The sequence below is a fragment of the Bradyrhizobium sp. 18BD genome, from assembly GCF_054185225.1.
Window position 1 is genome coordinate 195876 of the sequence record NZ_JAVAYL010000015.1, and the last position, 26520, is coordinate 222395.

22 protein-coding genes are annotated in these 26520 nt (G+C 65.4%); 13 read left to right on the forward strand and 9 right to left on the reverse strand.

Annotated features, from left to right (window positions below; translation table 11 throughout):
* Window positions 1-41: 41 nt before the first annotated feature.
* The 5 genes from fba to RAD16_RS26245 all read left to right on the forward strand — a co-directional run bounded on the left by fba (window position 42) and on the right by RAD16_RS26245 (window position 5086).
* Window positions 42-1109 carry a class II fructose-bisphosphate aldolase gene (gene fba, locus RAD16_RS26225; protein WP_458160723.1) on the forward strand — a complete coding sequence of 356 codons (1068 nt, stop codon included), beginning with the start codon at window positions 42-44 and terminating at the stop codon, window positions 1107-1109.
* A 288-nt stretch (window positions 1110-1397) separates the two neighbouring features.
* The gene (locus RAD16_RS26230; RefSeq protein ID WP_458160724.1) at window positions 1398-2423 is read left to right on the forward strand and encodes a class I fructose-bisphosphate aldolase; all 1026 of its coding nucleotides are present in this window, start codon (window positions 1398-1400) and stop codon (window positions 2421-2423) included.
* A 3-nt stretch (window positions 2424-2426) separates the two neighbouring features.
* On the forward strand, window positions 2427-3119 hold the full coding sequence (locus tag RAD16_RS26235) for a thiamine phosphate synthase (RefSeq protein ID WP_458160725.1): 693 nt from the start codon (window positions 2427-2429) through the stop codon (window positions 3117-3119).
* Window positions 3120-3127: 8 nt separating this feature from the next.
* Window positions 3128-4210: a tetratricopeptide repeat protein gene (locus RAD16_RS26240; RefSeq protein ID WP_458160726.1), complete on the forward strand. Its 1083-nt coding sequence runs from the start codon at window positions 3128-3130 to the stop codon at window positions 4208-4210.
* 84 nt (window positions 4211-4294) lie between these two features.
* Window positions 4295-5086, forward strand: a complete 792-nt coding sequence (locus RAD16_RS26245; protein WP_458160727.1) for an inositol monophosphatase family protein — start codon at window positions 4295-4297, stop codon at window positions 5084-5086.
* A gap of 26 nt (window positions 5087-5112) precedes the next feature.
* Here the strand turns inward: RAD16_RS26245 and RAD16_RS26250 are convergent, their stop codons facing one another.
* The 4 genes from RAD16_RS26250 to RAD16_RS26265 form a co-directional block, all read right to left on the reverse strand.
* The gene (locus RAD16_RS26250; RefSeq protein WP_458160728.1) at window positions 5113-6240 is read right to left on the reverse strand and encodes an AAA family ATPase; all 1128 of its coding nucleotides are present in this window, start codon (window positions 6238-6240) and stop codon (window positions 5113-5115) included.
* A gap of 167 nt (window positions 6241-6407) precedes the next feature.
* Window positions 6408-9569, reverse strand: coding sequence for a multidrug efflux RND transporter permease subunit (locus tag RAD16_RS26255; protein ID WP_458160729.1), 3162 nt, complete (start codon window positions 9567-9569; stop codon window positions 6408-6410).
* A gap of 6 nt (window positions 9570-9575) precedes the next feature.
* Complete coding sequence (locus RAD16_RS26260; protein WP_458160730.1) at window positions 9576-10769, reverse strand: efflux RND transporter periplasmic adaptor subunit; 1194 nt, start codon at window positions 10767-10769, stop codon at window positions 9576-9578.
* A 229-nt stretch (window positions 10770-10998) separates the two neighbouring features.
* Window positions 10999-12018, reverse strand: coding sequence for an SAM-dependent methyltransferase (locus RAD16_RS26265; RefSeq protein ID WP_458160731.1), 1020 nt, complete (start codon window positions 12016-12018; stop codon window positions 10999-11001).
* A 209-nt stretch (window positions 12019-12227) separates the two neighbouring features.
* On the opposite strand from RAD16_RS26265, the gene RAD16_RS26270 reads away from it, so the two are divergent.
* From RAD16_RS26270 to RAD16_RS26285, 4 genes are all read left to right on the forward strand, one after another.
* Entirely contained in the window at window positions 12228-13250 is a 1023-nt protein-coding gene (locus tag RAD16_RS26270; protein WP_458160732.1) for a flagellar motor protein MotA, read from the forward strand.
* A gap of 3 nt (window positions 13251-13253) precedes the next feature.
* The gene (locus tag RAD16_RS26275; protein ID WP_458160733.1) at window positions 13254-14282 is read left to right on the forward strand and encodes a peptidoglycan -binding protein; all 1029 of its coding nucleotides are present in this window, start codon (window positions 13254-13256) and stop codon (window positions 14280-14282) included.
* Complete coding sequence (locus RAD16_RS26280; protein ID WP_458160734.1) at window positions 14282-14731, forward strand: GNAT family N-acetyltransferase; 450 nt, start codon at window positions 14282-14284, stop codon at window positions 14729-14731. Before RAD16_RS26275 ends, RAD16_RS26280 begins: the two co-directional genes overlap by 1 nt.
* A gap of 172 nt (window positions 14732-14903) precedes the next feature.
* Window positions 14904-15185 (forward strand): hypothetical protein, encoded by a 282-nt coding sequence (locus RAD16_RS26285; RefSeq protein ID WP_458160735.1) that lies wholly within the window; start codon window positions 14904-14906, stop codon window positions 15183-15185.
* Between the two features lie 213 nt (window positions 15186-15398).
* Here RAD16_RS26285 and RAD16_RS26290 read toward each other — a convergent pair whose 3' ends face one another.
* A complete protein-coding gene (locus RAD16_RS26290; protein ID WP_458160736.1) occupies window positions 15399-17249 on the reverse strand; it encodes an ABC transporter ATP-binding protein/permease in 1851 nt (616 codons plus the stop codon).
* Window positions 17250-17451: 202 nt separating this feature from the next.
* Here RAD16_RS26290 and rpmE point away from each other — a divergent pair, with 202 nt between their 5' ends.
* Entirely contained in the window at window positions 17452-17679 is a 228-nt protein-coding gene (rpmE, locus tag RAD16_RS26295) for a 50S ribosomal protein L31 (RefSeq protein WP_027530154.1), read from the forward strand.
* Between the two features lie 382 nt (window positions 17680-18061).
* On the opposite strand, the gene rcdA is transcribed toward rpmE, so the two are convergent.
* Together rcdA and RAD16_RS26305 are read right to left on the reverse strand one after the other, a co-directional pair.
* Window positions 18062-18571: a protease adaptor protein RcdA gene (gene rcdA / locus RAD16_RS26300; protein ID WP_458160737.1), complete on the reverse strand. Its 510-nt coding sequence runs from the start codon at window positions 18569-18571 to the stop codon at window positions 18062-18064.
* 558 nt (window positions 18572-19129) lie between these two features.
* A complete protein-coding gene (locus RAD16_RS26305; protein ID WP_326901065.1) occupies window positions 19130-19321 on the reverse strand; it encodes a DUF1192 domain-containing protein in 192 nt (63 codons plus the stop codon).
* A 111-nt stretch (window positions 19322-19432) separates the two neighbouring features.
* On the opposite strand from RAD16_RS26305, the gene RAD16_RS26310 reads away from it, so the two are divergent.
* Both RAD16_RS26310 and RAD16_RS26315 read left to right on the forward strand, forming a co-directional pair.
* Entirely contained in the window at window positions 19433-20431 is a 999-nt protein-coding gene (locus RAD16_RS26310) for an NAD(P)H-quinone oxidoreductase (protein ID WP_458160738.1), read from the forward strand.
* Window positions 20432-20570: 139 nt separating this feature from the next.
* Window positions 20571-23447: an EAL domain-containing protein gene (locus RAD16_RS26315; protein ID WP_458160739.1), complete on the forward strand. Its 2877-nt coding sequence runs from the start codon at window positions 20571-20573 to the stop codon at window positions 23445-23447.
* 554 nt (window positions 23448-24001) lie between these two features.
* On the opposite strand, the gene RAD16_RS26320 is transcribed toward RAD16_RS26315, so the two are convergent.
* Window positions 24002-24250, reverse strand: a complete 249-nt coding sequence (locus RAD16_RS26320; protein ID WP_458160740.1) for a hypothetical protein — start codon at window positions 24248-24250, stop codon at window positions 24002-24004.
* 11 nt (window positions 24251-24261) lie between these two features.
* Window positions 24262-24519: a DUF7662 domain-containing protein gene (locus tag RAD16_RS26325; protein ID WP_458160741.1), complete on the reverse strand. Its 258-nt coding sequence runs from the start codon at window positions 24517-24519 to the stop codon at window positions 24262-24264.
* 144 nt (window positions 24520-24663) lie between these two features.
* Here RAD16_RS26325 and RAD16_RS26330 point away from each other — a divergent pair, with 144 nt between their 5' ends.
* Window positions 24664-26160: a sensor domain-containing diguanylate cyclase gene (locus RAD16_RS26330; protein WP_458160742.1), complete on the forward strand. Its 1497-nt coding sequence runs from the start codon at window positions 24664-24666 to the stop codon at window positions 26158-26160.
* The last annotated feature ends 360 nt before the right edge of the window (window positions 26161-26520 follow it).

A 26520-nucleotide genomic window follows, 5' to 3' on the forward strand; every position in this document is an offset into this window, starting at 1 on the left:
AAAAGCACGCGGCCCTTAGGCCCAAACGGAGAAAAAGACACATGGCTCGGATCACGTTGCGTCAATTGCTCGACCATGCGGCTGAGAACGATTACGGCGTACCGGCCTTCAACATCAACAACATGGAGCAGGCGCTGGCGATCATGGACGCCGCCAACCAGGTGGACGCTCCCGTCATCATCCAGGCCTCGCGCGGTGCGCGCTCCTACGCCAACGACGTCATGCTCAAGCACATGATGGACGCGGTCACCGAGATCTACCCACACATTCCGGTCTGCGTGCATCTCGACCACGGCAACGAGGCCGCGACCTGCATGACCGCGATCCAGGCCGGCTTCACCTCGGTGATGATGGACGGCTCGCTCAAGGCCGACGGCAAGACCCCCGGCGACTGGACCTACAATGTCGGCGTCACCAAGACCGTGACCGACATGGCCCATCTCGGCGGGATCTCGGTCGAGGGTGAGCTCGGCGTGCTCGGCTCGCTCGAGACCGGCATGGGTGACAAGGAAGACGGCCACGGCGCCGAAGGCAAGCTCAGCCACGACCAGCTGCTGACCAATCCGGACGAGGCCGTGAAGTTCGTCCAGGAGACCAAGGTCGACGCGCTGGCGATCGCGATGGGCACCTCGCATGGCGCCTACAAGTTCACCCGCAAGCCCGACGGCGACATCCTCGCCATGAACGTGATCGAGGAGATTCACCGCAAGCTGCCGAACACGCATCTGGTCATGCACGGCTCCTCGTCGGTGCCGCAGGACCTCCAGGACATCATCAACGCCTATGGCGGCAAGATGAAGCCGACCTGGGGCGTGCCTGTTACCGAGATCCAGCGCGGCATCAAGAACGGCGTCCGCAAGATCAACATCGACACCGACAACCGCATGGCCATGACCGGCCAGATCCGCAAGGTCCTCAAGGACAATCCGGAAGAGTTCGACCCGCGCAAGTACCTGAAGCCGGCGATGGAAGCCATGACCAAGCTGTGCAAGCAGCGGCTCCAGGAGTTCAACACCGCCGGCCAGGCCGCCAAGTTCAAGAAGATCCTGACCCCCGCCGACATGGCCAAGCGCTACGCCAAGGGCGAGCTGGACCCGAAGGTCGCTTAAGGCCGGATCCCGCCCTGTCCTCTCCCTCGCCCCGCTCTTCGCGGGGAGAGGGTTGGGGTGAGGGGCTCTCTCCGCGAGTTGTGCCCTATCGACAGACCTGTACCCCCTCACCCGGATCGCGCCGGACGATGCTGTGCATCGCCGGGGGCGATCCGACCTCTCCCCGCAAGCGGGGAGAGGTGAACAAGACCTCCCCCCTTTACCCTGCGACCAACGTTAACTCGGCAATTGCCCGAGAACGGTCTATTTTCACAGGCAAGGGCAGAATCGTTTTGGGAGGAACTCTCGATGAATCTGACTGAGCTCAACAGGATCGCGACCGCCATGGTCGTATCAGGCAAGGGCATCCTTGCCGCCGACGAATCCTCCGGCACCATCAAGAAGCGGTTCGACGCGATCGGCGTGGAATCGACCGAAGGCAATCGCCGTGACTATCGCGAGATGCTGTTCCGGTCGAAGGAGGCCATGAGCCAGTACATCTCCGGCGTGATCCTCTATGACGAGACGATCTGGCAGGACGCCAAGGACGGCACGCCGCTGGTCAAGCTGATCGAACAGAGCGGCGCCATTCCCGGCATCAAGGTCGACGAGGGCACGCAAGCCTTGCCGATGTGCCCGGGTGAAACAGTCACCGTCGGGCTCGACAAGCTTGCCGAGCGGCTGAAGAAATATTACGAGCGCGGCGCGCGTTTCGCCAAATGGCGCGCGGTGATCGACATCGGCAGCGGCATTCCCTCCATGACCGCGATCGGCGTCAATGCCCACGCGCTGGCGCGTTATGCCGCGCTGTGCCAGGCCGCGCAGATCGTGCCGATCGTCGAGCCGGAAGTGCTGATGGACGGTGATCACGACATCGACCGCTGCTATGAGGTCACCCAGCGGGTGCTCAACAAGACGTTCCAGGAATTGCGCGGGCAGCGCGTCGCACTCGAAGGCATGGTGCTGAAGCCGAACATGGCGATATCAGGCAAGAAATGCGCAAAACAGGCTTCCGTCGAGGAGGTCGCGGAGAAGACGATCCGGCTGCTCAAGGCCTGCGTACCCGCGGCCGTGCCCGGCATCGCCTTCCTCTCCGGCGGCCAGTCGGACGAAGAGGCGACCGCGCATCTCAACGCCATGCACAAGTTGGGGCGGCTGCCCTGGGGCCTGACCTTCTCCTACGGCCGTGCGCTGCAGGCCGCCCCACAAAAGGCCTGGTCCGGCAAGGCCGAGAATGTCGCCGCCGGTCAAACCGCATTCAGCCATCGCGCTCGCATGAATGGCCTTGCCTCCAAGGGCGAATGGCAAAGCAGCCTGGAAAAGAAGGCAGCCTAGATCTTGTCGAACAAACCGCCTCCGCCGCGCCCGGCGCCGCGTCTCTATCTCGCGACGCCCGTCGTCGATGATCCCGCTGCGCTCGTCGCCGAGCTGCCGGCGCTGCTGGCCGCCGCCGACGTCGCGGCCGTGCTGCTGCGGCTGAAGGAAACCGACCAGCGCACCATGATCACGCGCATCAAGGCGCTGGCGCCGCCAGTGCAGAAGGCGGGCGCCGCACTGCTGGTCGACGGCTACCCCGAGCTCGTCGCACGCGGCGGCGCCGACGGCGCGCACCTCCCCGGCATCGCCGCGCTGAAAGAGGCGCTGCCATCGCTCAAGCCCGATCGCATCGCCGGCGTCGGCGGGCTGACGACGCGGCACCATTCCATGGATGCGGGCGAGATCGGCGCGGACTATTTGCTGTTCGGCGAGCCCGACGCGAAGGGACAGCGCCCCTCGGCGCAGGCGATCGCCGAGCGGCTGGACTGGTGGGCTGAGCTGTTCGAGCCACCCTGCGTCGGCTTTGCGACCTCGCTGGAGGAGGCCTACGACTTCGCCGCCAGCGGCGCCGATTTCGTGCTGGTCGGCGATTTCATCTGGGCCGATCCGCGCGGACCCAAGGCTGCGCTGATCGAGGCCGACGCCGCAATCAAGAAGGCCCATGCGGCTGCGCTTGAAGGCCAGGGTTCTGCTGCTAGCCAGGAGCACGGCTAGCGCCCGACATGAAGCTCCCGCGCATCACCATTCTGGCTACGCTGCTGATGACGGCGCCTGCGGCCGCGCAGCTCCAGATCACGCCACCGGCCGCAACGCCGCCTCCTCCGGCCGAGAAGCAGAAGCCCAAGCCACCGGCGCCTCCCAAGAAGAAGGAGGCCGCGCCGGCGCCAAAACCTTCGGCCTCGCCCAAGCCGGCCGCGTCCCCGAAGCCGGCGCTGCCGGCAACCGTGATCCCCGCGCCGGAAGCCGATACGCCCGGTGTCGATCTGGTGTTCGGCGCCTATCAGCGCGGCCAGTACAAGACAGCGTTCGAGCTCGCCAAGGCCCGCGCGGCGAACGGCGATCCCAAGGCGATGACCATGCTCGGCGAGCTCTATTCCAACGCCATGGGCATCCGCCGCGACTACGCCAAGGCGCTGGAATGGTACAAGCGCGCTGCCGATGCCGGCGACCGCGAGGCGATGTTCGCGCTGGCGATGCTGCGCATGTCCGGGCGCGGCGGCCCGGTCGACAAGGGCGAGGCGGTCAAGCTGATGGCCTCCGCTGCCAAGCTCGGCGAGCCCAAGGCCGCCTACAATCTCGCGCTGCTCTATCTCGACGGCCAGACCCTGCCGCAGGACGTCAAGCGTTCCGCCGAGTTGCTGCGCCAGGCGGCCGATGCCGGCCTGCCCGAGGCGCAATACGCGCTTGCGACCTTCTACAAGGAAGGCACCGGCGTGCCGAAGGATCCCGAAAAGGCCGCGCGGCTGCTCCAGGCCGCCTCGCTCGCCGACAATGTCGATGCCGAGGTCGAATACGCCATCGCGCTGTTCAACGGCACCGGCACGCCGAAGAACCATCCGGCGGCTGTCGCATTGCTCCGCAAGGCCGCCCGCCAGGGCAGCGCGATCGCGCAGAACCGCCTGGCCTGGGTGCTGATCAACGGCATGGGCACGTCCGTGGACAAGGTCGAGGGCTTCAAATGGCACCTGGTGGCCAAGACCTCCGGCAAGGGCGATCCGGAGCTCGACAAGCAGCTCTCCGACCTGCCGGCCGAGGACCGGTCCAAGGCCGAGGCCGCCGCCAGGAAGTGGCTCGGGACCAAATGACTTGACCTCAAGCCCCTCGCAGGGCACCCAATTCCCTCAAATGGCGCGGTTTTGCGCCCCTTCCCCCGATCAAGACCAGAGCTCATGCTGTATTCCGCAACTATCAACGTCATGGTCAAGGCCGCGCGCCGTGCCGGCCGCAGCCTCAAGCGCGATCTCGGCGAGATCGAGCACCTCCAGGTCTCGCTGAAGGGGCCGGCCAATTTCGTCTCGCTCGCCGACAAGCGCGCCGAGGAGATCCTCTACCAGGACCTCGCCAAGGCCCGGCCCGGCTACGGCTTCATCGGCGAGGAAGGCGGCACGCGCGAAGGCACCGACAAGAGCCACACCTGGATCGTCGATCCGCTCGACGGCACCACCAACTTCCTGCACGGCATCCCGCAATTCGCGATCTCGATCGGCCTCGCCCGCGAGGGCACGGTGATCGCCGGCGTGATCTACAACCCCGCCAATGACGAGCTCTACATCGCCGAGCGCGGCAAGGGCGTCTTCCTCAACGACCAGCGCCTGCGTGTCGCCGGCCGCCGCCAGCTCAACGAATGCGTGGTGGCCTGCGGCCTGCCCCATATCGGCCGCGGCGACCACGAGGAATTCCGCCGCGAGATGACCGCGATCCAGGACCGCGTCGCAGGGCTGCGCCGCTTCGGCGCCGCCTCGCTCGACCTCGCCTTCGTCGCCGCCGGCCGCCTCGACGGCTATTGGGAGCGCAATTTGCAATCCTGGGACATCGCCGCCGGCATGCTGATGGTGCGCGAAGCGGGTGGCACGGTGTCGGGCGTCCAGGGCAATGACGACCCCCTGCAGACCGGCGACGTGGTGTGCGGCAACGAGTTCGTGCACGGCGAGCTGATCAAGATACTGAAGCGGCCGGCGTAGTAACGCGACCTCTCGGTCTGCCACGGCTAGGAGTCGTCGTCGGCCGATTCCTCGTCGCGATACTCGCCTCCGAGGGTCAGGCCCTCGATCGTCGTGGCGCCTTTCGACTTGATCACCCGGCGAAGCGGAACCGAACTCTCGTTTCGCAAGGCCTCCATCAACTGCTCCGAGTGGGTGACGATCCAGATGTCGGCGCGGCGTGATGCCTTGACGATCAGCCGGGCCAATGGCGCCAGCAGCGACGGATGCAGGCTGGTCTCGGGTTCGTTCAGCGCGATAAACGGCGGAAGCCGGTAACCCATGAACACCGCGAGCAGGCAGATGTATTTCAGCGTCCCATCGGATAATTCGTGAGCCCTGAACGGCCGCGGCATATCCGTCAGTTGCAGATCAAAATCACACAAGCCGTTTTCTTCCCATGCGCGGAGCTCGGCGCCCGGGAATGCATCTTCAATTGCGTCCTGCAGGTCGGCCGCGTCTCCCCGAATGGTGTAGAGCGTCGCCAGGGCCGCGGCCAAATCGGTGCCATCGGCACTGAGCGAGGGCGTCGTGATCGCGAGACAAGGCTTTCGTATCGGTGACGCCGGATCGGTGCGGAAGTCGTGATAGAACCGCCAGCCCAGCATCGCGTTTCTGACCAAATCGATTTCAGGGCATTCCTGGTTATCGGAAAAACCCGCAAGCGCGGTCTCGGACGGCAGCACCGCGTCCTTGTGGTTGATCCATGCTCCGCTGTCGCCACGGACGCTGACGAGCGAATTCTTCCGCTCCATCATTTGAACCGTTCGTTTGCCTCGCGTCGTCTCGATGCTCTCGGTCTTGATCATCGGTTCGCCGGAAAACGCCGCCTCGAGCGGGCCGGGATATCCGAGCTCAATGGAATATCTGATGCCGTCGAATCTGGCGGACAACCGCAGCCGCCCATCCTCGCCGCGTTTGCGAAGGCCGGACCAGCAGACCGAATTCAATCCGCCTTCATCGGCGATCGTGCGCGTGATCCGCCCGGCCGCCGCGTCACGCAGCAGCGACAAGGACTTGTAGAGATTGGATTTGCCGACACCATTCTCGCCTATGAACACGGACAAGGGGTGGATCGGTATGGAGAGCCGCCGAATGGAACGATAGTTCGAGATCGCAATTTCGGTCGGACGCATCACATGCTCTCAGTCGGCGGGCTGTGTGCATTCGCGGCGCAGTACGAATACAACCCCCCTCAATCCAGGGATGCAGTCTGGATTGACTGATCTGGGAAGGCAAGCTCTCTGCCCGTCATTCCGGGGCGCGCCTCTTGGCGCGAGCCCCGGAATGACAGGAAGAAGTGTCAGTGATTGACACTTGCCGGGGCCGGCGGTCCGTACACTTCGCCTTCCTGCGTTGCCTTCGGCTCCCTGTCTCCCGCCAGCACGCGCTGCACCGAGACGAAGAACACCGGCACCATCAGCAGGGCCAGGATCACCACCGCGATCATGCCGCCCATCACGATGCTGCCGAGCGCCTGCTGGCTGGCGCCGCCGGCGCCGTGGGCGATGGCCATCGGCAGCACACCGCAGATGAAGGCGAGACCCGTCATCAGGATCGGGCGGAAGCGCAGGCGGCAGGCTTCGATGGTGGCTTCCACCAGCGGCTTGCCCTCCTTGCGCAGATCCTTGGCGAACTCGATGATCAGGATCGCGTCCTTTGCGGCTAGACCAATGATCGTGATCAGGCCGACGGTGAAATAGACGTCGTTCGGCAAGCCGCGCAGCATCGCCGCGATCACGGCGCCGACGATGCCGAGCGGCACGGTGAGCAGCACCGCGAGCGGAATGGTCCAGCTCTCATAGAGCGCGGCCAGACACAGGAACACCACGAAGATCGAGAGCGCGAGCAGGAACGGCGCCTGCGAGCCCGACAGCTTTTCCTGCAGCGACTGGCCGGTCCATTCATAGCCGAAGCCGCGCGGCAGCTTGCCGGCGAGCCGTTCCATCTCGGCGATGGCATCGCCCGAGGTGAAGCCGGGCCGGGCTTCGCCGGAGATGCGCACCGCCGGATAGTAATTGAAGCCGGCGATCTGCGTCGGGCCACGCGCCCATTCGACGGTGGCGAACGACGAGAACGGCACCAGCTGGCCGCGGCTGTTCTTGACGTTGTAGTTGAGGATGTCCTCGGTCCGCATGCGGTCGCGGGCATCGGCCTGCACCACGACGCGCTGCATGCGGCCGCGATTCGGGAAGTCGTTGATGTAGTTCGAGCCGAGATTGGTCGAAATCGTGTTGTTGATGTCCTCGAAGGTGACGCCGAAGGCGCCGGCCTTCTCGCGGTCGATCACGAGATTGACCACGCCGGCCTCGGGCAGGCCTTCGATATAGACCTTCTGCAGCACCGGGCTCGCATTGGCTTCCGCGATCAGCCGGTCGGCGGCGCGCATGAGGGCCGGATAGCCCTTCTGGCCGCGGTCCTGGAGGCGGAACGAGAAGCCGGAGGAATTGCCGAGGTTGTCGATCGGCGGCGGCTGCAGCGCGGAGATTTTTGCGTCGCGGATCGACGACGACAGATCGCGGTTGATGTCATTGACGATCGCTGCGGCTGACTCGTTCGGGCCACGCTCCGACCAGTCCTTCAGCGTGATGAAGGCCTGCGCGGTGTTCATGCCCTGGCCGGAGAAGCTGAAGCCGGTGAGGAAGGTGACGTTGTCGACGCCCGGCCGCTGCGCCAGATATTTCTCGACCTTCTCGATCACGGCCTCGGTGCGGGCGTAGGACGAATCCGACGGCGTCTGCACGTCGGTGGTGACGAAGCCCTGGTCGTCGATGGGCAGGAAGCCGCCGGGCAGGCTGACGAAGGCCCAGGACAGGCCGACCAGCAGCGCGACATAGACCATCATCAGGCGGCCGGTGCGCTTCAGCGAGAAGCCGACGGTGCGCGCGTATTGGAAGCGGCAGGACTCGAGCAGATGATTGAACCGGCTGAACACGATGTTGCTCGAATGGCGGTGCCCCTTCGCAACGGGCTTGAGCAGCGTGGCGCACAGCGCCGGCGTCAGCGACAGCGCGAGGAAGGCCGAGAAGCCGATCGCCGCGACCATGGTCACCGAGAACTGGCGATAGATGATGCCGACCGAGCCCGGGAAGAACGCCATCGGCACGAACACCGCCATCAGCACCAGCGTGATGCCGATGATGGCGCCTGATATCTGCGACATGGCTTTTCGCGTCGCTTCCTTGGGCGACAGGCCCTCCTCGGCCATGATGCGCTCGACGTTCTCGACCACGACGATGGCGTCGTCGACGAGGATGCCGACCGCGAGCACCATGCCGAACATCGACAGCATGTTGATGGAATAGCCGGCGAGCAGCAGCGTGGTACAAGCGCCCAGCAGCGCCACCGGCACCACGATGGTCGGAATGATGGTGTAGCGGATGTTCTGCAGGAACAGGAACATCACCGCGAACACCAGCACCACGGCCTCTAACAGCGTCGTCAGCACTTTCTTGATCGAGGCTTCGACCACGGGCGTGATGTTGTAGGGGATCTCGTAGGAGATGTTGGCCGGGAAGAAGCGCGACAGCTCCTTCATCTTCTCCTCGACCGCGCTCGCGGTTGCCAGCGCGTTGCCGGTCGGCGACATCAGCACGGAGAGACCGGCGGTCGGCTTGCCGTCGAGACGGGTGTTGAACTGATAGCTGAGGCCGCCGACCTCGACGCGCGCGACGTCGCGCAGGCGTACGGTCGAGCCGTCGGCATTGGCGCGCAGGATGATGGCGCCGAATTCATCGGGGGACGAGAGCTGGCCCTTGACCAGCACCAGCGCGGAGGTGCGCTGGTTCGAGGTCGACGGTTCGGCGCCGATGCTGCCCGAGGCAACCTGCGCGTTCTGCGCGGCGATCGCCTTGTTGACGTCATCAGCGGTCAGCCCATAGCCGACGAGTTTTGCGGGATCGACCCAGACGCGCAAGCTGCGCTCGGTGGAATAGAGCGTGGCGCGGCCGACGCCGGGGATGCGGCGGATTTCGCCGAGCACGTTGCGGATCATGAAGTCGCCGAGGCCGACCTCATCCAGGCTGCCGTCGGTCGAGTTCAACGTGATGATCTGCAGCACCGCGCTGGAGGCTTCCTCGATCAGGATGCCCTGCTGGATCACCGCGCGCGGCAGGCGTGCCTCGACGCGCTTGATGCGGTTCTGCACCTCGACCGAGGCCGCGCTGGTGTCGGTGCCCGGCTGGAAATTGGCGATGATCTCGACCTGGCCGAGCGAGTCGCTGGTCGATTCGAAATTGAGGATGCCGGAGGCGCCGTTGAGCTCCTCCTCGATCAGGCGCGTGACGCTGTTGTAGAGGTTTTCGGGCGAAGCGCCGGGATAGCTGGTCGAGATCGAGATCGAGGGCGGCGCGATGATCGGATATTGCGCGATCGGCAGCAGCGGCACCGCGATCGCGCCGATCAAGCAGATGAACAGCGCGACCACCCAGGCGAAGATCGGCCTGTCGATGAAGAAGCTCGGCATGGCGCGTTACCGCGTGACCTGCTGGGCGTGCCGGTTGTCCGCGGTCGCATCCGCTTCCGACCAGGATTGCGGCTTGACCTTGTCGCCGGCGGCGAATTTCTGGAAGCCTTCGACCACGACCTTGTCGCCGGCCTTCAGACCCTCGGTGACGAACCAGACGCCGTCCTGTACCGAGCCGGTGCGCACGGGCTGCACCGCGATGTGGTTGTCGTCCTTGACCACGAACACCTCGCTGCCGCCGCCGCCATTGCGCTGGATCGCCTGCTGCGGCACGGCGATGGCGTCGCTATCGAGACCCTGGTCGATGCGGACGCGGACATACATGCCCGGCAGCAGCTCGCGCTTGGGATTGCGGAACTCACCGCGCAGCGTCACCTGGCCGGTATGGGCATCGACCTTGGCATCGGAGAACAGCAGCTTGCCCTCGAGCGAGTAGAGGGTGTTGTCGTCGAGCACGAGGTGCACCTTGGCCGCATCGGCCGCGATGCGCTCGAGGTCGCCGCTCTCGAAGGCGCGGCGCAGCTGGTTGAGCTCGGTCACCGACTGGGTGAAGTCGGCATAAATAGGATCGAGCTGCTGAATGGTGGCGAGATTGGTCTCGTTCTGCACGGCGAGCGCGCCCTCGCTGACGAGCGCCGCACCGACGGTGCCGTCGATCGGCGCGCGCACGGTGGCGTAGTCGAGATTGAGCTTTGCGCGGGCGAGCTCGGCCTTGCGGCCCTCGACCTCGGCGTGAGCCTGACGCTCGGCCGCAACGGCCTTCTCGTTCTCGGCTTCGGGCGCGGCACGCTGGCTGGTCAGCGTGGCGATACGATGCGCCTGCTGCTTGGCCTGCATCAGCGCGGCCTCGGCCTTGGCGAGCGCGGCCTCGTTGGCCATCACCTCGACCTCGAACGGGCGCGGATCGATACGATAGAGCGGATCGCCGGCCTTCACCTCGCTGCCCTGGCGGAACAGGCGCTCGACCACGATGCCGGAGATGCGCGGCCGCACGTCGGAGACGCGGGTCGGCGCGATGCGGCCCGGCAGCTCGCGCACCACGGCGCGCGGTTGGGGCTTCACGACGATAACGCTGACATCAGGATCGGTGGGCGGAGCAGCAGAGACGGCCGAGCTCGATTCGTCGCAACCCGCGAGCAGCGGCGCAAGGGCCGCGAGCATCATTGCAACGCATGCCGATCGCGCGCGAAGTCCTGACATGAAATTAAGTGCCCCGATATTGTTGAAACTGGTCACGCGACGCGAAGCCCGTTCTGGGCGATTCCGCGCGGCTGATGCCGTCAAAATAGAATGGTCTTGCTGCGACGCAACGGATGGCGCGGGCGGCTCAATGTCACACGGCCTATCGTGCTGAGTTCCGGAGGCTTTTTGGGGCTCACTCGATTGTGAGTCCGGTTCCAACAGCGCGAGCTGCCACCGAACATCGCAATCACTCGGCAGCCTTCATCCGGTAGCGGCTGACGCCCCATTCGGTTCCATCGGCGTAGCCGAACAGGCCGGATGTCGCGAGCAGGAACCGGCGCCAGCGTCGCATCCACATCGCGGTCTCCTCGCCATAGACCTGGCGCAAGGCGGCTTCGACCGCGCCACGATGCGCATCGAACCTGGCGAGCCAGTCGTTGGCGGTGCGCTGATAATGCGTGCCGCTCCAGCACCATTCCTTCTCGATCGCGAAGATGTCGCCGAACTGCCTGATGAGGTGATGGCTCGGCATCAGCCCTTCGGTGAAGATGCGCTGCGCGATCCAGTCCTCGCGATCGGTCTGGTCGCACAGATGCGAGCCGGAGCGATGGGTGACGATGTGCATGAAGAAGCGCCCCTCCGGCGCCAGCCATGACCGCACGCGCGTCATCAGCTTGCGCCAGTTCATGATCTGCTCGAACGTCTCGATCGAGACGATACGGTCGAGCTGGCCCTCGGGCGCGAACACGTTCATGTCCGCTGTGATCACGCGCAAGTTCAACAACCCACGCTGCTGCGCCTGCGCCTCGACATAGGCGCGCTGGGCCTGCGAGTTCGACACCGCCGTGATCTTCGCATGCGGAAACTGCCGCGCCATCGACAGCGACAGCGAGCCCCAGCCGCAGCCCAGCTCGAGGACGGTCTGGCCGTCGGCGATGCCGGCATGCTCGACCGACTGGCGCAGCGCCTCCTCCTCCGCCTCCTGCAGGGTGGTCGCATCGGTTTTGTAGAAGCAGGACGAGTATTTGAGGTTGGGGCCGAGCACCTGCGCGAAGAACGAAGCGGGCATCTCGTGATGCCCGTCATCCGCCTCCCCGGCAATCGGCCGCAACATCATCCGCCCGGCGAAGGCGGCATCGTCGGCCGCCCCCAGCGCAGCGAGTCGGCCTGCGGTTCGGGAGCAGAGGCGCTGGATCGCGGCGCGGATCACGACGTCAGGCAGCGGCACGCGATCGGCGGTGCCGATGATCGTGGACACGAAGCTCATGCGACCACTCCGTCTCTAGGCGGCAGGGGCGAATGACGACCTAAACCCGTGGAATGCCGACGTTTTGCGGCACACGTCGCTATCAAAGCGCGGTCCGGGCTTTGGGTTCCGGGAGCTGTCCACGAAATCGGCTCACCCGGCGCTTTTTTTGGGCTGGCGCTGTGCCATAGTGCGCACTGCAAGCAAGTTCGTAACGGATGATACCGGCCATGCCGCCTGGCGCCCCGCCCCGCTCTTCCATCGATATCGAGTACACGAAACTCTCCTCACCCAGCGTCTTCCTGGTGCGGATGCTGGTCTTCCTGGTGCTGTGCACCCTGGTCGGCGTGGTACTCTACAAGCAGATCATCCAGGCCTTCTTCGCCAATCCGGGCCTCAACGCCCTGATCGGGGCGGTGCTGTTCATCGGCATCGTGCTGGCCTTCCGCCAGGTCATCCGGCTCTACCCGGAAGTGTCCTGGGTCAACAATTTCCGCATCGCCGATCCCGGCCTGGCGCCGGCTCGGCACCCCAAACTGCTGGCGCCGATGGCGATGATCCTGGGCGGCGAGCGCACCGGGCGGATGTCGATCACCCAGACAACGATGCGGCATCTGCTCGATTCGATCGCGACCCGCCTCGATGAAGCCCGCGACATCTCCCGCTACATGACCGGCCTGCTCGTCTTCCTCGGCCTGCTCGGCACCTTCTGGGGCCTGATCGAGACGGTCGGCTCGGTCGGCAAGGTGATCGACGGACTCAAGGTCGGCGGCGATTCCGGCGCGCTGTTCGACACGCTGAAGGAAGGCCTCGCCGCCCCGCTCGGCGGCATGGGCATTTCGTTCTCGAGCTCGCTGTTCGGCCTCGCGGGCTCGCTGATCCTCGGCTTCCTCGATCTGCAATCGAGCCAGGCCCAGAACCGCTTCTACACCGACCTCGAAGACTGGCTCGCCACCACCGTGCGCGAATACGGACATGGCGAGGTCGCGGTCGCAGCCGGCGGCGGCAGCAGCGTGGCCAGCGGCGAGCTCCAGGCAGCAGTCGAGCGGCTGCGCTCGGTGCTCGAGGAAGGCAGTGCCAGCCGCGGCACCACCGCAGCGATGGCAAGCCTCGCCGAAGCCATCCAGGCGCTGGTCTCGCACATGCGCACCGAGCAGCAGATGATCCGCGAATGGGCCGACGGCCAGGGCGAGCAGAACCGCGAGATCCGGCGCCTCTTGGAACGGATCGCGCGGCAACCCGAGAAGGGATAGCACATGGCTCTAGCGCGCGGCCGCCGCAGCGAAGGCGCCTTTAACTACTGGCCGGGCTTCGTCGACGCGCTGTCGACGCTGGTGCTGTCGATCGTGTTCCTGTTGTCGGTCTTCCTGGTCGTGCAGTTCTTCCTGTCGCAGGAGGTCACCGGCAAGGACAAGGCGCTGGAGCAGCTCAACGCCAAGATCGCCCAGCTCAACGAGCTGCTCTCGCTGGAGAAGCTCGGCAAGCTCACGCTCGACGACCAGGTCTCGCAGCTCAGGGCTGGTCTTGCCTCGGCTGAGACCGAGCGCGATCGCATCAAGGGCCTCTATGAGGGCCTCGCCGCCGCCGGCAACGACGCGCAGGGCAAGACCTCCGAGCTCGGCAAGGCACTCGATTCGGAGAAGGCGGTCTCGGCGCGGGCGCTGGCGCAGATCGAGGTGCTGAACCAGCAGATCAGTGCACTGCGCCGGCAACTGGCCGCGCTCGAAGAAGCGTTAGACGCCTCCGAGAAGCGCGACAAGGAATCGCAGAACCGCATCGCCGATCTCGGCTCGCGTTTGAACGTCGCTTTGGCGCAGCGCGTGCAGGAATTGTCGCGCTACCGCTCCGAGTTCTTCGGCCGCCTGCGCGCCATCCTCGGCAACCGCCCCGACATCCGCATCGTCGGCGACCGCTTCGTGTTCCAGTCCGAAGTGTTCTTCGACACCGGACAAGCGACGCTGCTGCCCGAGGGCCGCGCCGAGCTCGACACGCTCGCGACCGCGCTGATCGATCTCGACAAGAAGATCCCCGCCGAAATTCCCTGGGTACTGCGCGTCGACGGCCATACCGACGTGCGCCCGGTGAGCGGCGCGAATTTCAAGTCGAATTGGGACCTGTCCGCGGCGCGCTCGATCTCGGTCGTGCAGTACCTGATCTCGCTCGGCGTGCCCGCCCAGCGCCTGGTTGCCGCCGGCTTCGGCGAATTCCAGCCGCTCGACACCGCCAACACGGAAGAGGCCTACAAGCGCAATCGCCGCATCGAGCTGAAGCTGACGGAGCGGTAGTGAGCGGCGCCATCCACCTCCGCCCCTACCGGCCCGAGGACGAGGCGGCCTCGATCGACCTCTGGCATCGCACCTGGCAGCAGGCCTATCCGCAGATCGACTTCGCCGCGCGGCTGGACTGGTGGCGCGAGCGCTGGCGCAGGGATCTGGTGCCGAAGGCCTCGATCGTCGTCGCCGAACAGGACGGCGCCCTCACCGGCTTCGTCACCATCGACGGCGAGGGCTATCTCGACCAGCTCGTGGTCGATCCCGATCACTGGGGCTCGGATGCGGCGCGGCTGCTGGTCGATGAAGCCAAGCGACTGTCGCCGTCAGGCGTCACGCTGCTCGTCAACAGGGACAATGCCCGCGCCATCCGCTTCTACGAGCGCAACGGTTTTGCCCATGCCGGCGACGACGTGAACCCGACCTCGGGCCGGCCGGTGCTGAAGATGATGTGGCGGGCGTGACGCCTGTCACTTAAGGGCGCCAGCCACGTCTGCTAAAGCATGATCCGGAAAAGTGCGCAGCGGTTTTCCGAAAAGATCATGCTCAAACAACAACCTAAAGCGCGATGACGATCTATCCTAATCTCATCGCGCTTTAGTCGTGGCGGCGATGGCAAAGCAACGGAGACGATCGATGAAGCTGGCTGACCTCGCCAAGGGGTCTACGGTCCTGCTCGGCGTCATCGTCGCCGGAGTTGTGTCGACGAGTTATGTCGACCAGCGCTTCGCCGCGCAGCTCAAGGCCGCGAGCGAGCCTGCTCCGGCGGGCAGCCCCGCGCCGACGAGCCCTCCTGCTTCAACGAACACCCCAGCCTCGACAAACAGCCCAGCGCCATCGGCCTGCATCGGCGAGGACGGCCAATGGAAGAACTGGCCGTGGCCGAACGTGCCGATGGGCTCGCCGAAGTGCAAGTGAGATCAGCGCGCCCAAAAGACGGTGAGGCGCAAAGCTGTTTCCTCACGTCATTGCGAGGAGCTCTTGCGACGAAGCAATCCAGAATCCTTCCGCAGAGACAGTCTGGATTGCTTCGCTACGCTCGCAATGACGAGATTGTGGGACGCGCTCGCAACACACTCGCTGTCATGCCCTGGTTGCGCGGGCGATGACACGGTCAGTGAGGTGAGAACCTCACGCCCCCTCGAACTGCAGCCTCGCGAGCCTCGCATAGAGACCGTTCGCGGCGACGAGCTCGGCATGCGTCCCCTGCTCGACGATCTTGCCCTGGTCCATCACCAGGATGCGGTCGCAGGAGAGGACGGTGGCGAGGCGGTGCGCAATGACGAGCGTGGTGCGGTGGCGCATCAGCTCTTCGAGCGCGGTCTGCACCAAGGTCTCGCTTTCGGCATCGAGCGCGGAGGTGGCTTCATCGAGCAGCAGCAGCGGCGCATCGCGCAGGATGGCGCGGGCGATGGCGATGCGCTGGCGCTGGCCGCCGGACAGGGTCACGCCACGCTCGCCGAGCGGGGTCTCATAACCTTCGGGCAGGCGGCGAATGAATTCGGCGGCGTGCGCGAGCTCGGCGGCGCGCTCGACCTCGGCGTCGGTCGCATCGGGGCGGCCGAAGCGGATGTTCTCGCGGGCGCTCGCGGCGAACACGTTGGATTCCTGCGGCACCAGCGCGATGCGCGAACGGAAGTCGCGCGGATCGGCCGACTTGACCGGCACGCCGTCGAGCGAGAGCGCGCCATTGCGGGGATCGTAGAAGCGCAGCAGCAGATGGAAGATCGTGCTCTTGCCCGCGCCGGAGGGACCGACGATCGCGACCTTCTCGCCGGGACGCACGGTGAACGACACGGTATCGAGCACGTTGACGTCGGGCCGCGCGGGATAGGCGAAGCTGACGTGATCGAAGCCGACCTCGCCGCGCGCCGGCACCGGCAGCGCGCGCGGCGATGCAGGCGCGGCGATCTCGGGCTTCACATGCAGGATCTCGAACAGGCGCTCGGCCGCGCCTGACGCCGCCGACACCTCGCCCCAGACCTCGCTGAGCTGGCCGAGGCCCGCCGCGGCAAATGCTGCATAGAGCACGAACTGGCCGAGGCGACCGGGCGAGATCGTGCCGATCAAGACGTCATGCGAGCCGATCCAGAGGATCCCGACCACGCTTGCGAACACGATGAAGATGACGATGGCGGTGAGCACCGCGCGGGCCTGGGTCGAGGTGCGCGCGGCCTCATAGGCCTGCTCGACCTCGCCGCCGAAACGCTTCGCAGCCAGTCCTTCGCTGGTATAGGCCTGCACGGTGCGGATCGCGCCGACCAGCTCGCCCGCATAGGCGGAGGCTTCGGCCAGCGTGTCCTGCGCATTGCGCGAGAGCCGCCGCACCCAGCGCCCGAAGGCGACCAGCGGCAGCACGATCAGAGGAATGGCGAGCAGAACGAAGCCTGATAGCCGCGGGCTGGTGATCACCATCATCGCGGCCGCGCCGAAAAACATCATCAGATTGCGCAGCGCGATCGAGACGGAAGCGCCGACCGCGGATTTGATCTGCGTGGTGTCGGCGGTGAGGCGCGACACCAGTTCGCCGCTGCGGGCGGAATCGAAGAAGGCGGGCGAGAGCGAGAGCAGATGGGCGAAGACGTCGCGGCGGAGATCAGCGACGATGCGCTCGCCGATCGTCATCACGAGGTAGTAGCGCGCGGCGCTCGCCAGTGCGAGCACGGCGACGACCGCGATCATCACCGAGAAGTAGCTGTTGATCAGCGCGATGCCTTCCGGCGTCAGGCCGAAATCGATCATCCGGCGTACCGCGACCGGCACCAGCAGCGTGGTCAGCGCAGCGACCGTCAGCGCCACGAAGGCGAGCGCGGCCCGGCCGCGGTAACGGTTCACATAGGGCGCGAGCGCGAGCAGCGGCCGCAGCTTGGCGCGGCCCTTGGCGGGCTGCTCGACCAGCTCGGCTTCGATGGACGGGGCTTCCGCCGGCGCGCTGTCGCGCGCGTCGCGATACTGGTCGTCAAGCCGTTCCACAGCGCTCATGAGATCGGACCCAGGAAGACAGAATTAACTCCACATAGGCCGCGGCTGGGGGCGAGGCAAATCCGGGATGTCCCTTAGGGGACGGCCAGGTTCTCAAGTGCCCACAATGGCTTGTTTTAGGGGCTCCCGTGGGGTATAGACCCGGCCAAATCCGTCATTCGATAGTCACTCAAGCAAGGCGCCGGGCGCCCTAGGAATTGCCATGAAAGCCGAAATTCATCCGGATTATCATACGATTAAGGTCGTCATGACCGACGGAACCGAGTACCTGACCCGCTCCACCTGGGGCAAGGAAGGCGACACGCTGAACCTCGACATCGACCCGAAGTCGCACCCGGCCTGGACCGGCGGAAACGCCCAGCTGATGGATCGCGGCGGCCGCGTCTCGCGCTTCCAGAAGAAGTTTTCGGGCTTTCTCAAAAAGGATTGATCCGGCCGCATGGCTGGAGACGAAAAACGCCCCCGGAGCACCGGGGGCGTTTTTGTTTTGGGGGCCGTCGTTACGGCCGCGCCGCGACCGGACCCGTCATCCTGAGGCGCGAGTGGCGCGATGCGAAGCATTGCGCCGGGAGCCTCGAAGGATGAGCGGCCGAGATGCTGCCCGGGCCGTCGCCCTTCGAGGCCCGCTGCGCGGGCGCCTCAGGGTGACGGTGTGTTGGTTTGGGAGGGCCGTCATTCCGGGGCGCGGCGAAGTCGCGAGCTACGATGCGCAATTGCGCATCGGAGAATCCATAACCACGATCGGGAGTATGGATTCCGGGCCCGCGCCAAGAGGCGCGTCCCGGAATGACGACCGAGATTGTTGATAGGCCTTACCGCTCGAACGCGGCCTTGAGCGCGTTGAGGTGCGGCACCAGCGGGTTGCCGATGGCGACGTGCTCGGCCGGCGGGGTGTGGATCGAGGTGTCGAGGCGGCGGACGCGGGCCTGCAGGCTCATCGAGCGGTGGATCAGGTCCTGGAGCTGCGTCGGAAGCTTGTCGATGGTGTCGGAGGGGCCGGGATCGGCGGCGCTGAGCTTGACCTTGGTCTTCTCGCGGTTGGCCTGGACCAGCGTCATCTCGCCTTCCTTCACCGCGCGGTGCAGCAGCAGCCAGGAGGCGAGTTGCATCAGGCGCGTGGTGAGGCGCATGCTTTCGGTCGCGTAGGTGAGGCTGACGGCGCGATCGAGCGCCTTGGCCTCGGTGCGGCCGGCGCCGTCGAGATAGGCGGCGGTTTCTTCGACGAGGTCCATGCCCTCGCGGAACAGCGTGCCGAACGCCGCAGAATTGGTGAACCGCTCGCTGAGTTGAACGAGAGCGCCGTCGGCCTGCAAACGTTCCATGGTTAACGCCCCTTACGCAACTGTTTACCCACCCGGCTTAGGCGCCGGCTTATGATGAACAAATCATTGCGCGGGCGAGACGCCGAGTCCAGCGACAAGCGCGGATATGGTTTCCGCGGGTCATGCCTCGGAATTCAACCGAAGAGAGACTCTTGTTTTGACGCGTTTTCTTGACGCGAACCGGTGTCCACTTCGCTCGAAAACGCTTTGGACCAAAAAAGAGCCGCCGGAAGACCGGCGGCTTTGAAAGTTGATAACAGGGAGGCGTCAAACAGAGTGGACAGGAGCCACTCGGTGTCCAAACGAGGACAGTTCCAGTCATAAAGTGAAAAGCTTAATCGACCGTAAACGAACGAATTTTTTGAGAGTTCGTTAGCCATGTCGGCCAGAGGCCGAGCCGCTCTTGCGCCCCGGACGCAGTGCGGCACGAAGTGCTGCACTGCTGAGCCGGGGCCTAGCTCTTTGGCTGAGGAGTTTGGAGAGGCGTGGGTCCCGGGTCTGCGCAGCAGCGCTTGCGCGCTGCGGCGCGCCCGGGACACGAGAGTGAGGTGCCGTCCCCTACGACTTGAAGAAACTGTTCGCCGCATCGCGCGAGGCGCGCTTCTTGGTGGCGGCTTCTTCGAGCCTGGCGATCTCGGTCTTGAGCAGGGTAACGCGCTCGGTCAGTTCCTCCACTGACAAGAGTGAGAGGTCCTGTCCGATTTCATGCGTGATCTTCTTGCGCGGGCGGTCGTCGTCTTCGATTGGCATCCTCGTTCCTCCTGCGTTCGCGTCACCACACGGCTGAGGCGGTTGCCAGCTTGAACCGCGCTGGCTAAGCAATGGCCTCGTTCTTCCCGCACCTTTGCTCAAGGACACATCATGGACAAGCTGCCCGCGCAAATGACCGTGGTCGCCATCTCAACTCCCGGCGGACCGGAGGTGCTGGTGCCGGAACAACGCAGCCTTCCGCAGCCCGGCCCCGACGAGATCCTCGTCAAGGTCGAGGCCGCGGGCGTCAACCGGCCCGACGTCGCGCAGCGCTCCGGCGCTTATCCGCCGCCGCCCGGCGCCAGCGACCTGCCCGGCCTCGAAATCGCCGGTGAAGTGGTCGCCGTCGGCAGCAACGCCAAGCGGCACAAGATCGGCGACAAGGTGATGTCGCTGGTGGCCGGCGGCGGCTATGCCCAGTACTGCATCGCCCAGGACGCCCAAGCCATGAGCGTGCCCCCGGCGCTGTCGATCAAGGAGGCCGGCGCGCTGCCGGAGACCCTGATGACGGTCTGGCACAACGTGTTCGAGCGCGGCGGCCTGAAGGCCGGCGAGACGCTGCTGATCCATGGCGGCTCCTCCGGCATCGGCACCATGGCGATCCAGCTCGCCAAGGCGTTCGGCGCAAAAGTTTTCGTGACCGTCGGATCGCAGGACAAGGTCGATGCCTGCCTCAAATTAGGCGCCGACCGCGCCATCAACTACAAGACCGAAGACTTCGTCGCCGTGATCAAGGAAGAAACCAACAAGGTCGGCGTCAACCTGATCCTCGACATGGTCGCCGGCGAGTATGTCGACCGCAACTACGATGCCGCCGCGGTCGACGGCCGCATCGTCCAGATCGCGACCCTCAACGGCCCCAAGATTACCGCCAACATTGCCAAGGTGATGGTCAAGCGCCTGACGCATACCGGCTCGACGCTGCGCCCCCGTAGTAATGCGGACAAGGCGGCGATGGTGGCCGCGATCGAAGCGAAAGTGATGCCGCTTTTGCGCGAAGGCCGCGTCAAACCGCTGATGGACAGCTCTTTCCCGCTGGAAAAGGCATCCGACGCGCACCGGCGCATGGAGACCTCAGCACATATTGGCAAAATTGTGTTGGAGGTCTAGGCCAGCGGCCTACGGGGGACGCCGGAAACCCTTTGATTTTCCTCGCTTTCGTGGCATCTATCGCGACGCACCGAACCAATTCTGTCCGGTGTGAAATCGTCTTCCACCGAAGAGTTGCGTCGAACGCGGAGAACTGACCTTGCGTCTGATCAGGTGCCTCGCGCCCATCGCGCTGGGCCTCATGATTCTCGTCGCCGCGTATCCTGCGCGCGCGCTCGACGCCGTCAGCGTCCGCAGTGACGCGCCCGCGATCGATCTCACCGGCGTGCTCGAGCATCAGCGCAGCGATGCCGACCGCATCCAGGTCTCGACCGCGCCCGGCACCGACGGCATCGTCCGCCGCATCGAGGTGCGCGCCCGCGAAGGCGGCCAGAACTGGATCGTGTTCGCGCTCGCCAACAATACCGACGACCAGCTCGACCGCCTGATCGTCGCCCCGCATTACCGCATCGTCTCCTCGGGCCTGCTCTGGCCCGATCTTGGTCTTTCGCGCATCGCGACCATCACGCCCTCCACCGGCGACCGGCCGGAACGGCAGGAAAGCCCGACCGCCGACGTGTTCCGCGTCACGCTCGATCCGGGCGCCGTCATCACCTTCGTCGCGGAACTGCGCACCGACAAGCTGCCGCAGCTCTATCTGTGGGAGCCGGAAGCCTACAAGGACAAAGTCAACTCGTTCACGCTGTACCAGGGCATCGTGATCGGCATCTCCGGCCTGCTGGCGCTGGTGCTGACCATTCTGTTCGTCGTCAAGGGCAGCATCATGTTCCCGGCCGCTGCGGCGCTGGCCTGGGCGGTGCTGGTCTATATCGGCGTCGATTTCGGCTTCTGGGGCAAGGTGCTCGACATGTCGAACAACGCCGAGCGCATCTGGCGCGCGGCGGGTGAAGCGATATTGGCGGCGACGCTGCTGGTGTTCCTGTTCGCCTATCTCAACCTCAGTCGATGGCATGTGCGCTACTCCCACATCACGGTGGGCTGGCTGGCGTTCCTCGGCTCCCTCGTCGCGCTCGCTTTGTTCGATCCGGCCGTCGCCTCCGGCATCGCGCGCATCTCGCTGGTGCTGATCGCCTTCGCCGGTTTCGCGCTGATCGTCTATCTCTCCACCCACGGCTTCGACCGCGCGGTGCTGCTGATCCCGACCTGGTTCCTGCTGGTGGTCTGGGTGGTCGCGGCAGGCATGACGGTCGCGGGTTCCGTCACCAACGACATCGTCGGCCCTGCTTTGCTCGGCGGCCTCGTGCTGATCGTGATGCTGATCGGCTTCACGGTGATGCAGCACGCCTTCGCCGGCGGCGGCGCCACCACCGGCGTCGTCTCCGACATCGAGCGCCGGGCCTTGGCGCTGGCCGGTTCCGGCGACCTGATCTGGGACTGGGACGTCTCCGCCGACAAGGTCTTCACCAGCCCGGAGACCGAGGCCCTGCTCGGCCTCAAGCGCGGCACGCTGGAAGGCCCGGCGGCCTCCTGGCTCGAAGTGCTGCACCCGCTCGATCAGGACCGCTTCCGCGCCGCGCTCGACAGTGTGCTCGACCAGCGCCGCGGCCGCCTCGTGCAGGATTTCCGCCTGCGCACCCCCGACGGTCACTTCATGTGGTTCGCGCTGAAGGCGCGCCCGGTGGTCGGCTCGGACGGCGAGGTCTCGCGCGTGGTCGGCACGCTCACCGACGTCACCGAGCTGCGCAACGCCGAGGAGCGCCTGCTGCACGATTCCGTGCATGACAACCTCACCGGCCTGCCCAACCGCAAGCTGTTCATGGACCGGCTCGGCGCGGTCGCGCATTTCGCCAAGAGCATGCCGACGCTGCGGCCGACGCTGATGGTGATCGACCTCGACCGCTTCAAGCAGGTCAACGATTCCGTCGGCATCGCGGTCGGCGATTCCATCCTGCTGACGCTGGCCCGCCGCCTCACCCGCATCCTGAAGCCGCAGGACACGCTGGCCCGGCTCGCCGGCGACCAGTTCGGCCTGATCCTGCTGTCGGAACAGGATCCGGCCCGCATCACCGCCTTCGCCGAGACCATCCGCAAGACCATCCGCGCGCCGATCGCCTTCAACGACCGCGAGATATTCCTCACGGCTTCGATCGGTCTCGCCCTGTCTGATCCGCAGACGCAGCTCACGGACGAGATCATCAAGGACGCCGAGCTCGCGATGTATCACTCCAAGCGCATCGGCGGCGACCGCATCGACGTCTACAAGCCGGCGATGCGCGCGCGGAAGACCGACCGCCTGACGCTGGAGAGCGAGCTGCGCCGCGCCATCGAGCGGCAGGAGATCACGATCCTGTACCAGCCGATCGTGCGGCTGGAGGACCGCTCGGTCGCCGGCTTCGAGGCGCTGGCGCGCTGGGATCATCCAAAGCTCGGGCGCATGGCGCCGTCGGAATTCATCTCGATCGCGGAAGAGACCGGCCTGATCGTCGACCTCGGCATGTTCGTGCTCGACCAGACCGCCAAGCAGCTCTCGGTGTGGCAGCGCGCGATGCGCTCGCGCGAGCCGATCTTCGCCTCGGTCAACGTCTCGTCGCGGCAGCTGTTGCGCCACGACCTGATCCACGACGTCCGCACCGTGCTGTCTCGCTCCTCGGTCGCGCGCGGCACGCTCAAGCTGGAATTGACGGAATCGCTGGTGATGGAGAATCCGGAGCACGCGGCGCAAATGCTGACGCGCATCCGCGAGCTCGGCACCGGCCTGTCGCTCGACGATTTCGGCACCGGCCATTCCTCGCTGGCCTATCTGCAGCGCTTCCCGTTCGACACCATCAAGATCGACCAATCGTTCGTGCGCACCACCAGCCGCGGTACGCGGCCGGTGATCCTGAAGTCGATCATCGCGCTCGCGCATGATCTCGGCATGGACGTGGTCGCCGAAGGCGCCGAGACCGATTCCGATGCCGTCGAGCTCTACCAGATGGGCTGCGAATACGCGCAAGGCTTCGCCTTCGGCGAGCCGATGGACGCGGATGCGGCGATGCGGTTGCTGACGGAAGTGCGGCTGGAGGCGGCGAGCTAGTCGCTTTCCTCTCCCCCGCTTGAGAGTCCGTCCGCGAAGCGAGCACGTGCTGCATCGGCGCGCTGATGCCGGGCTTGATCCAGATCAATGGGCCCTCCCCGACCGCCACGGAAGATGGCACACTGCATTCGATGCGGAACGGCGTCGTCATCGAGGTCACTGGGCTCGCCGCCGTCGTTCCCGGAATGAGCGAACCACACGCCGTCTCTCTCGGGAGTTACGGATGACCCGGCACCTGTTCTTCGCGATCACCCTCATCAGCACCGGAATGTTCCTTGCCGCATCAGCCGAAGCCGCAACGGTGACAGCCGCTCAATGCGAGGATCGAGGCGCAAATTGCCTCGGCACGTGTGCTGACTACGCCGGTGGGGCCGGTGACGTTCGGGGGCGCCAGAACATATGCGTGCGCGCCTGCGACCGGCAGACGACCAGATGCCTGATACGAACACATGCCGCTGACGACCGCTGGCCCCATAATCGCCAATGAAGGGCGTGGTTTTGCACGTCGGCTGACCGGCCCTTCTCGCGCTTGCGGCGTACCGCATCCAGCTGGCCTACCCTGGCCTCCGCCGCAAACCCATCACGAGCCCAACCCCCGCCAACAACGAGATCGCGGCGAGACCTCCCCAAACCATTCCCGCCTGCTCGAGATACACATCCTGCGAGACCGGATCGAAGCAGCGGCCGAGCTCGTTGAAGCAGTCGCGCCAGCGCCAGTAGCGGGCCTCGAAGGCCAATGCGAACAGGATGCCCAAGCCGATCAGCGCTGCGCCAACAATCCCTCGCAGCCAGCGCAGGATCATGCGGGGCGCATTCACCTGCGCTGCTTCTTTTTCGTGAACCGCACGCTCGTCCCATCTGGCATCCGCGTCGCCACGAACCCGGCGGCGAGGCAGGCTTCGCGCTGCGGCATCTGGATGTCGGGGCTGCGCAAACTGTCCCACCAAGAAGCCCGGTTCGCCGCGCGCGGCAGGGCTGCGCCGATGATCTCCTCGATCTGCTCGAAGGTCAGCACGAACTCCGCCTGCTTCTGCCGCATCAGATAGTCGCGCAATGCATCGTAGTCGTTCACAATCGTCCTCTCGTCCAGAGCCGGATCAGGCCTGCCGGAAATCGTCAGCCGGATAAACCGTTTCTTAACTCATTGCGACAGCGGCGTCGCGGCTTAAACACTACTCAAGAATTCGGGCGCATCCATCAGGGTCGGGAGCAAACGATGCTGTCTGGATGGCGCGAAGTCATGGGCCGCCGGCCGTGGCGGATTTCGGCGAAACTGCTGATCATCTCGTCCCTCGTGACGGTGATCGGCTTCTCCGCCATTTGCGTCAACGTCATGCTCGACATGCGCCGCGGCGAGGAAGCGCTGGCCCGCCAGACGCTGGAGAACCTCGCCACCTCCATCGAATCCGACATCAGCCGCAACATCGAGATCTACGATCTGTCGCTGAAGGCGGTCGCGAGCAACATGCTGCTGCCCGAGCTCGCCACGGTCTCGAAAGCGGTCCGTCACCTCATCCTGTTCGACCATGCGACCACGGCGCGGCATTTCGGTGCCATCCAGGTCTACGATGCCGAGGGCAGGCTGACCATCGACGCCTCCACGCTCGATCCGCGCGCCGACAATCGCGCCGACGAGGACTATTTTAGAGTTCACCGCGACGATCCCGGCGAGGGCCTCTACATCAGCCGGCCGATGCTGTTCCGCGGCGCCTATTCGATCGTGCTGAGCCGGCGCATCAGCGACACCGACGGCGGCTTCCTCGGCGTCGTCGCCGGCTCGATCCGCTTCAGCTATTTCCACGAATTGTTCGAGCGGCTGAACCTCGATCCCGAAGACACCATCACCGTGCTCAAGCGCGACCGCACCATCATGATGCGGCGGCCGTTCGATCTCGACGTGATCGGCAAGAACCTCGCCGACCGCCAGGCCTGGAAGGCCGACAATCTGCGTGTCGGCGCATCCTATTCGGGCCGGGGCCCGGTGGACCCGACGCCGCGGCTCTATGCGCGCAGCGGCGACAGCGGACCGCTGTTCGTCGTCGCCGGCAAGCCCCTGAGCGCCGTGTTCGATCTCTGGTGGAAGGAAGCCATTCGCATCGGTGCCGTGGTGCTGCTGCTCGCGCTGTTCCTGCTGGGCTCCTCGATCGTGCTCGCGCGCGAGATCGGCCGGCGCGCCGAAGCCGAAAGCAAGCTCGAGGAGATGGCGACGACGGATGCGCTCACCGGACTGAAGAACCGCCGCAAGTTCGATACCGTGATCGACAGCGAGTGGCGGCGCGCGATGCGCCAGAAGGCTCCCATCGCACTGCTCATGATCGATGCCGATCACTTCAAGGCGTACAACGACACGTTCGGCCACCAGGCCGGCGACCAGGTGCTGGTCGGCATCGCCATCTGCATTTCCGATTCGGTGAGCCGCGCCGGCGATTGCGCCGCCCGCTATGGCGGCGAGGAATTTGCGGTGCTGCTGCCGAACACGTCGGCCACCGACGCCTTCAAAGTCGCCGAGGCGATCCGCGGCAAGGTGCAGGGCTGGTCCGACGATCAGGCGGCCTCGACCGTGTCGTGCGGCATCGCCAGCCTCGTTCCCTCGGTCGGCATGGACTGGACCGTGCTGGTCGCCGCTGCCGACAAGGCGCTCTATGCGGCCAAGGCCGGTGGACGCAACCAGTCGGTGGTGGCGAGCCTGCCGAAGCTGTCGCTGGTAGCGTGAGGCGGGCTACACGCCGCCGTCATTGCGAGCGAAGCGAAGCAATCCAGAGTCTCTCCGCGGAAGCAGTCTGGATTGCTCACATGGGGATTTGGTGTGTCAAGGTTTATGGTCAGCTCTTTGTTCGATTGCAGGCCAGCTCTTCGTCCCGACCGTGGAAGCGTGGAGATGGCGCGCGCAGCTCTAGTCAAGGTCGGCCCGTAGGGCCGCCGCGAAGCGGCTTGACCTTGACTTGGGCGAGCACGCCTTCAGGCTCGTTAGGTTGGGAAGAGCGGCGTGAACTACTCCTATGGTTGGCGATCCAAGGGTCGAGCCGGTTTTGGCAATCTGGTTTGCATGCCAGATCAAACTCACATTCGGTCG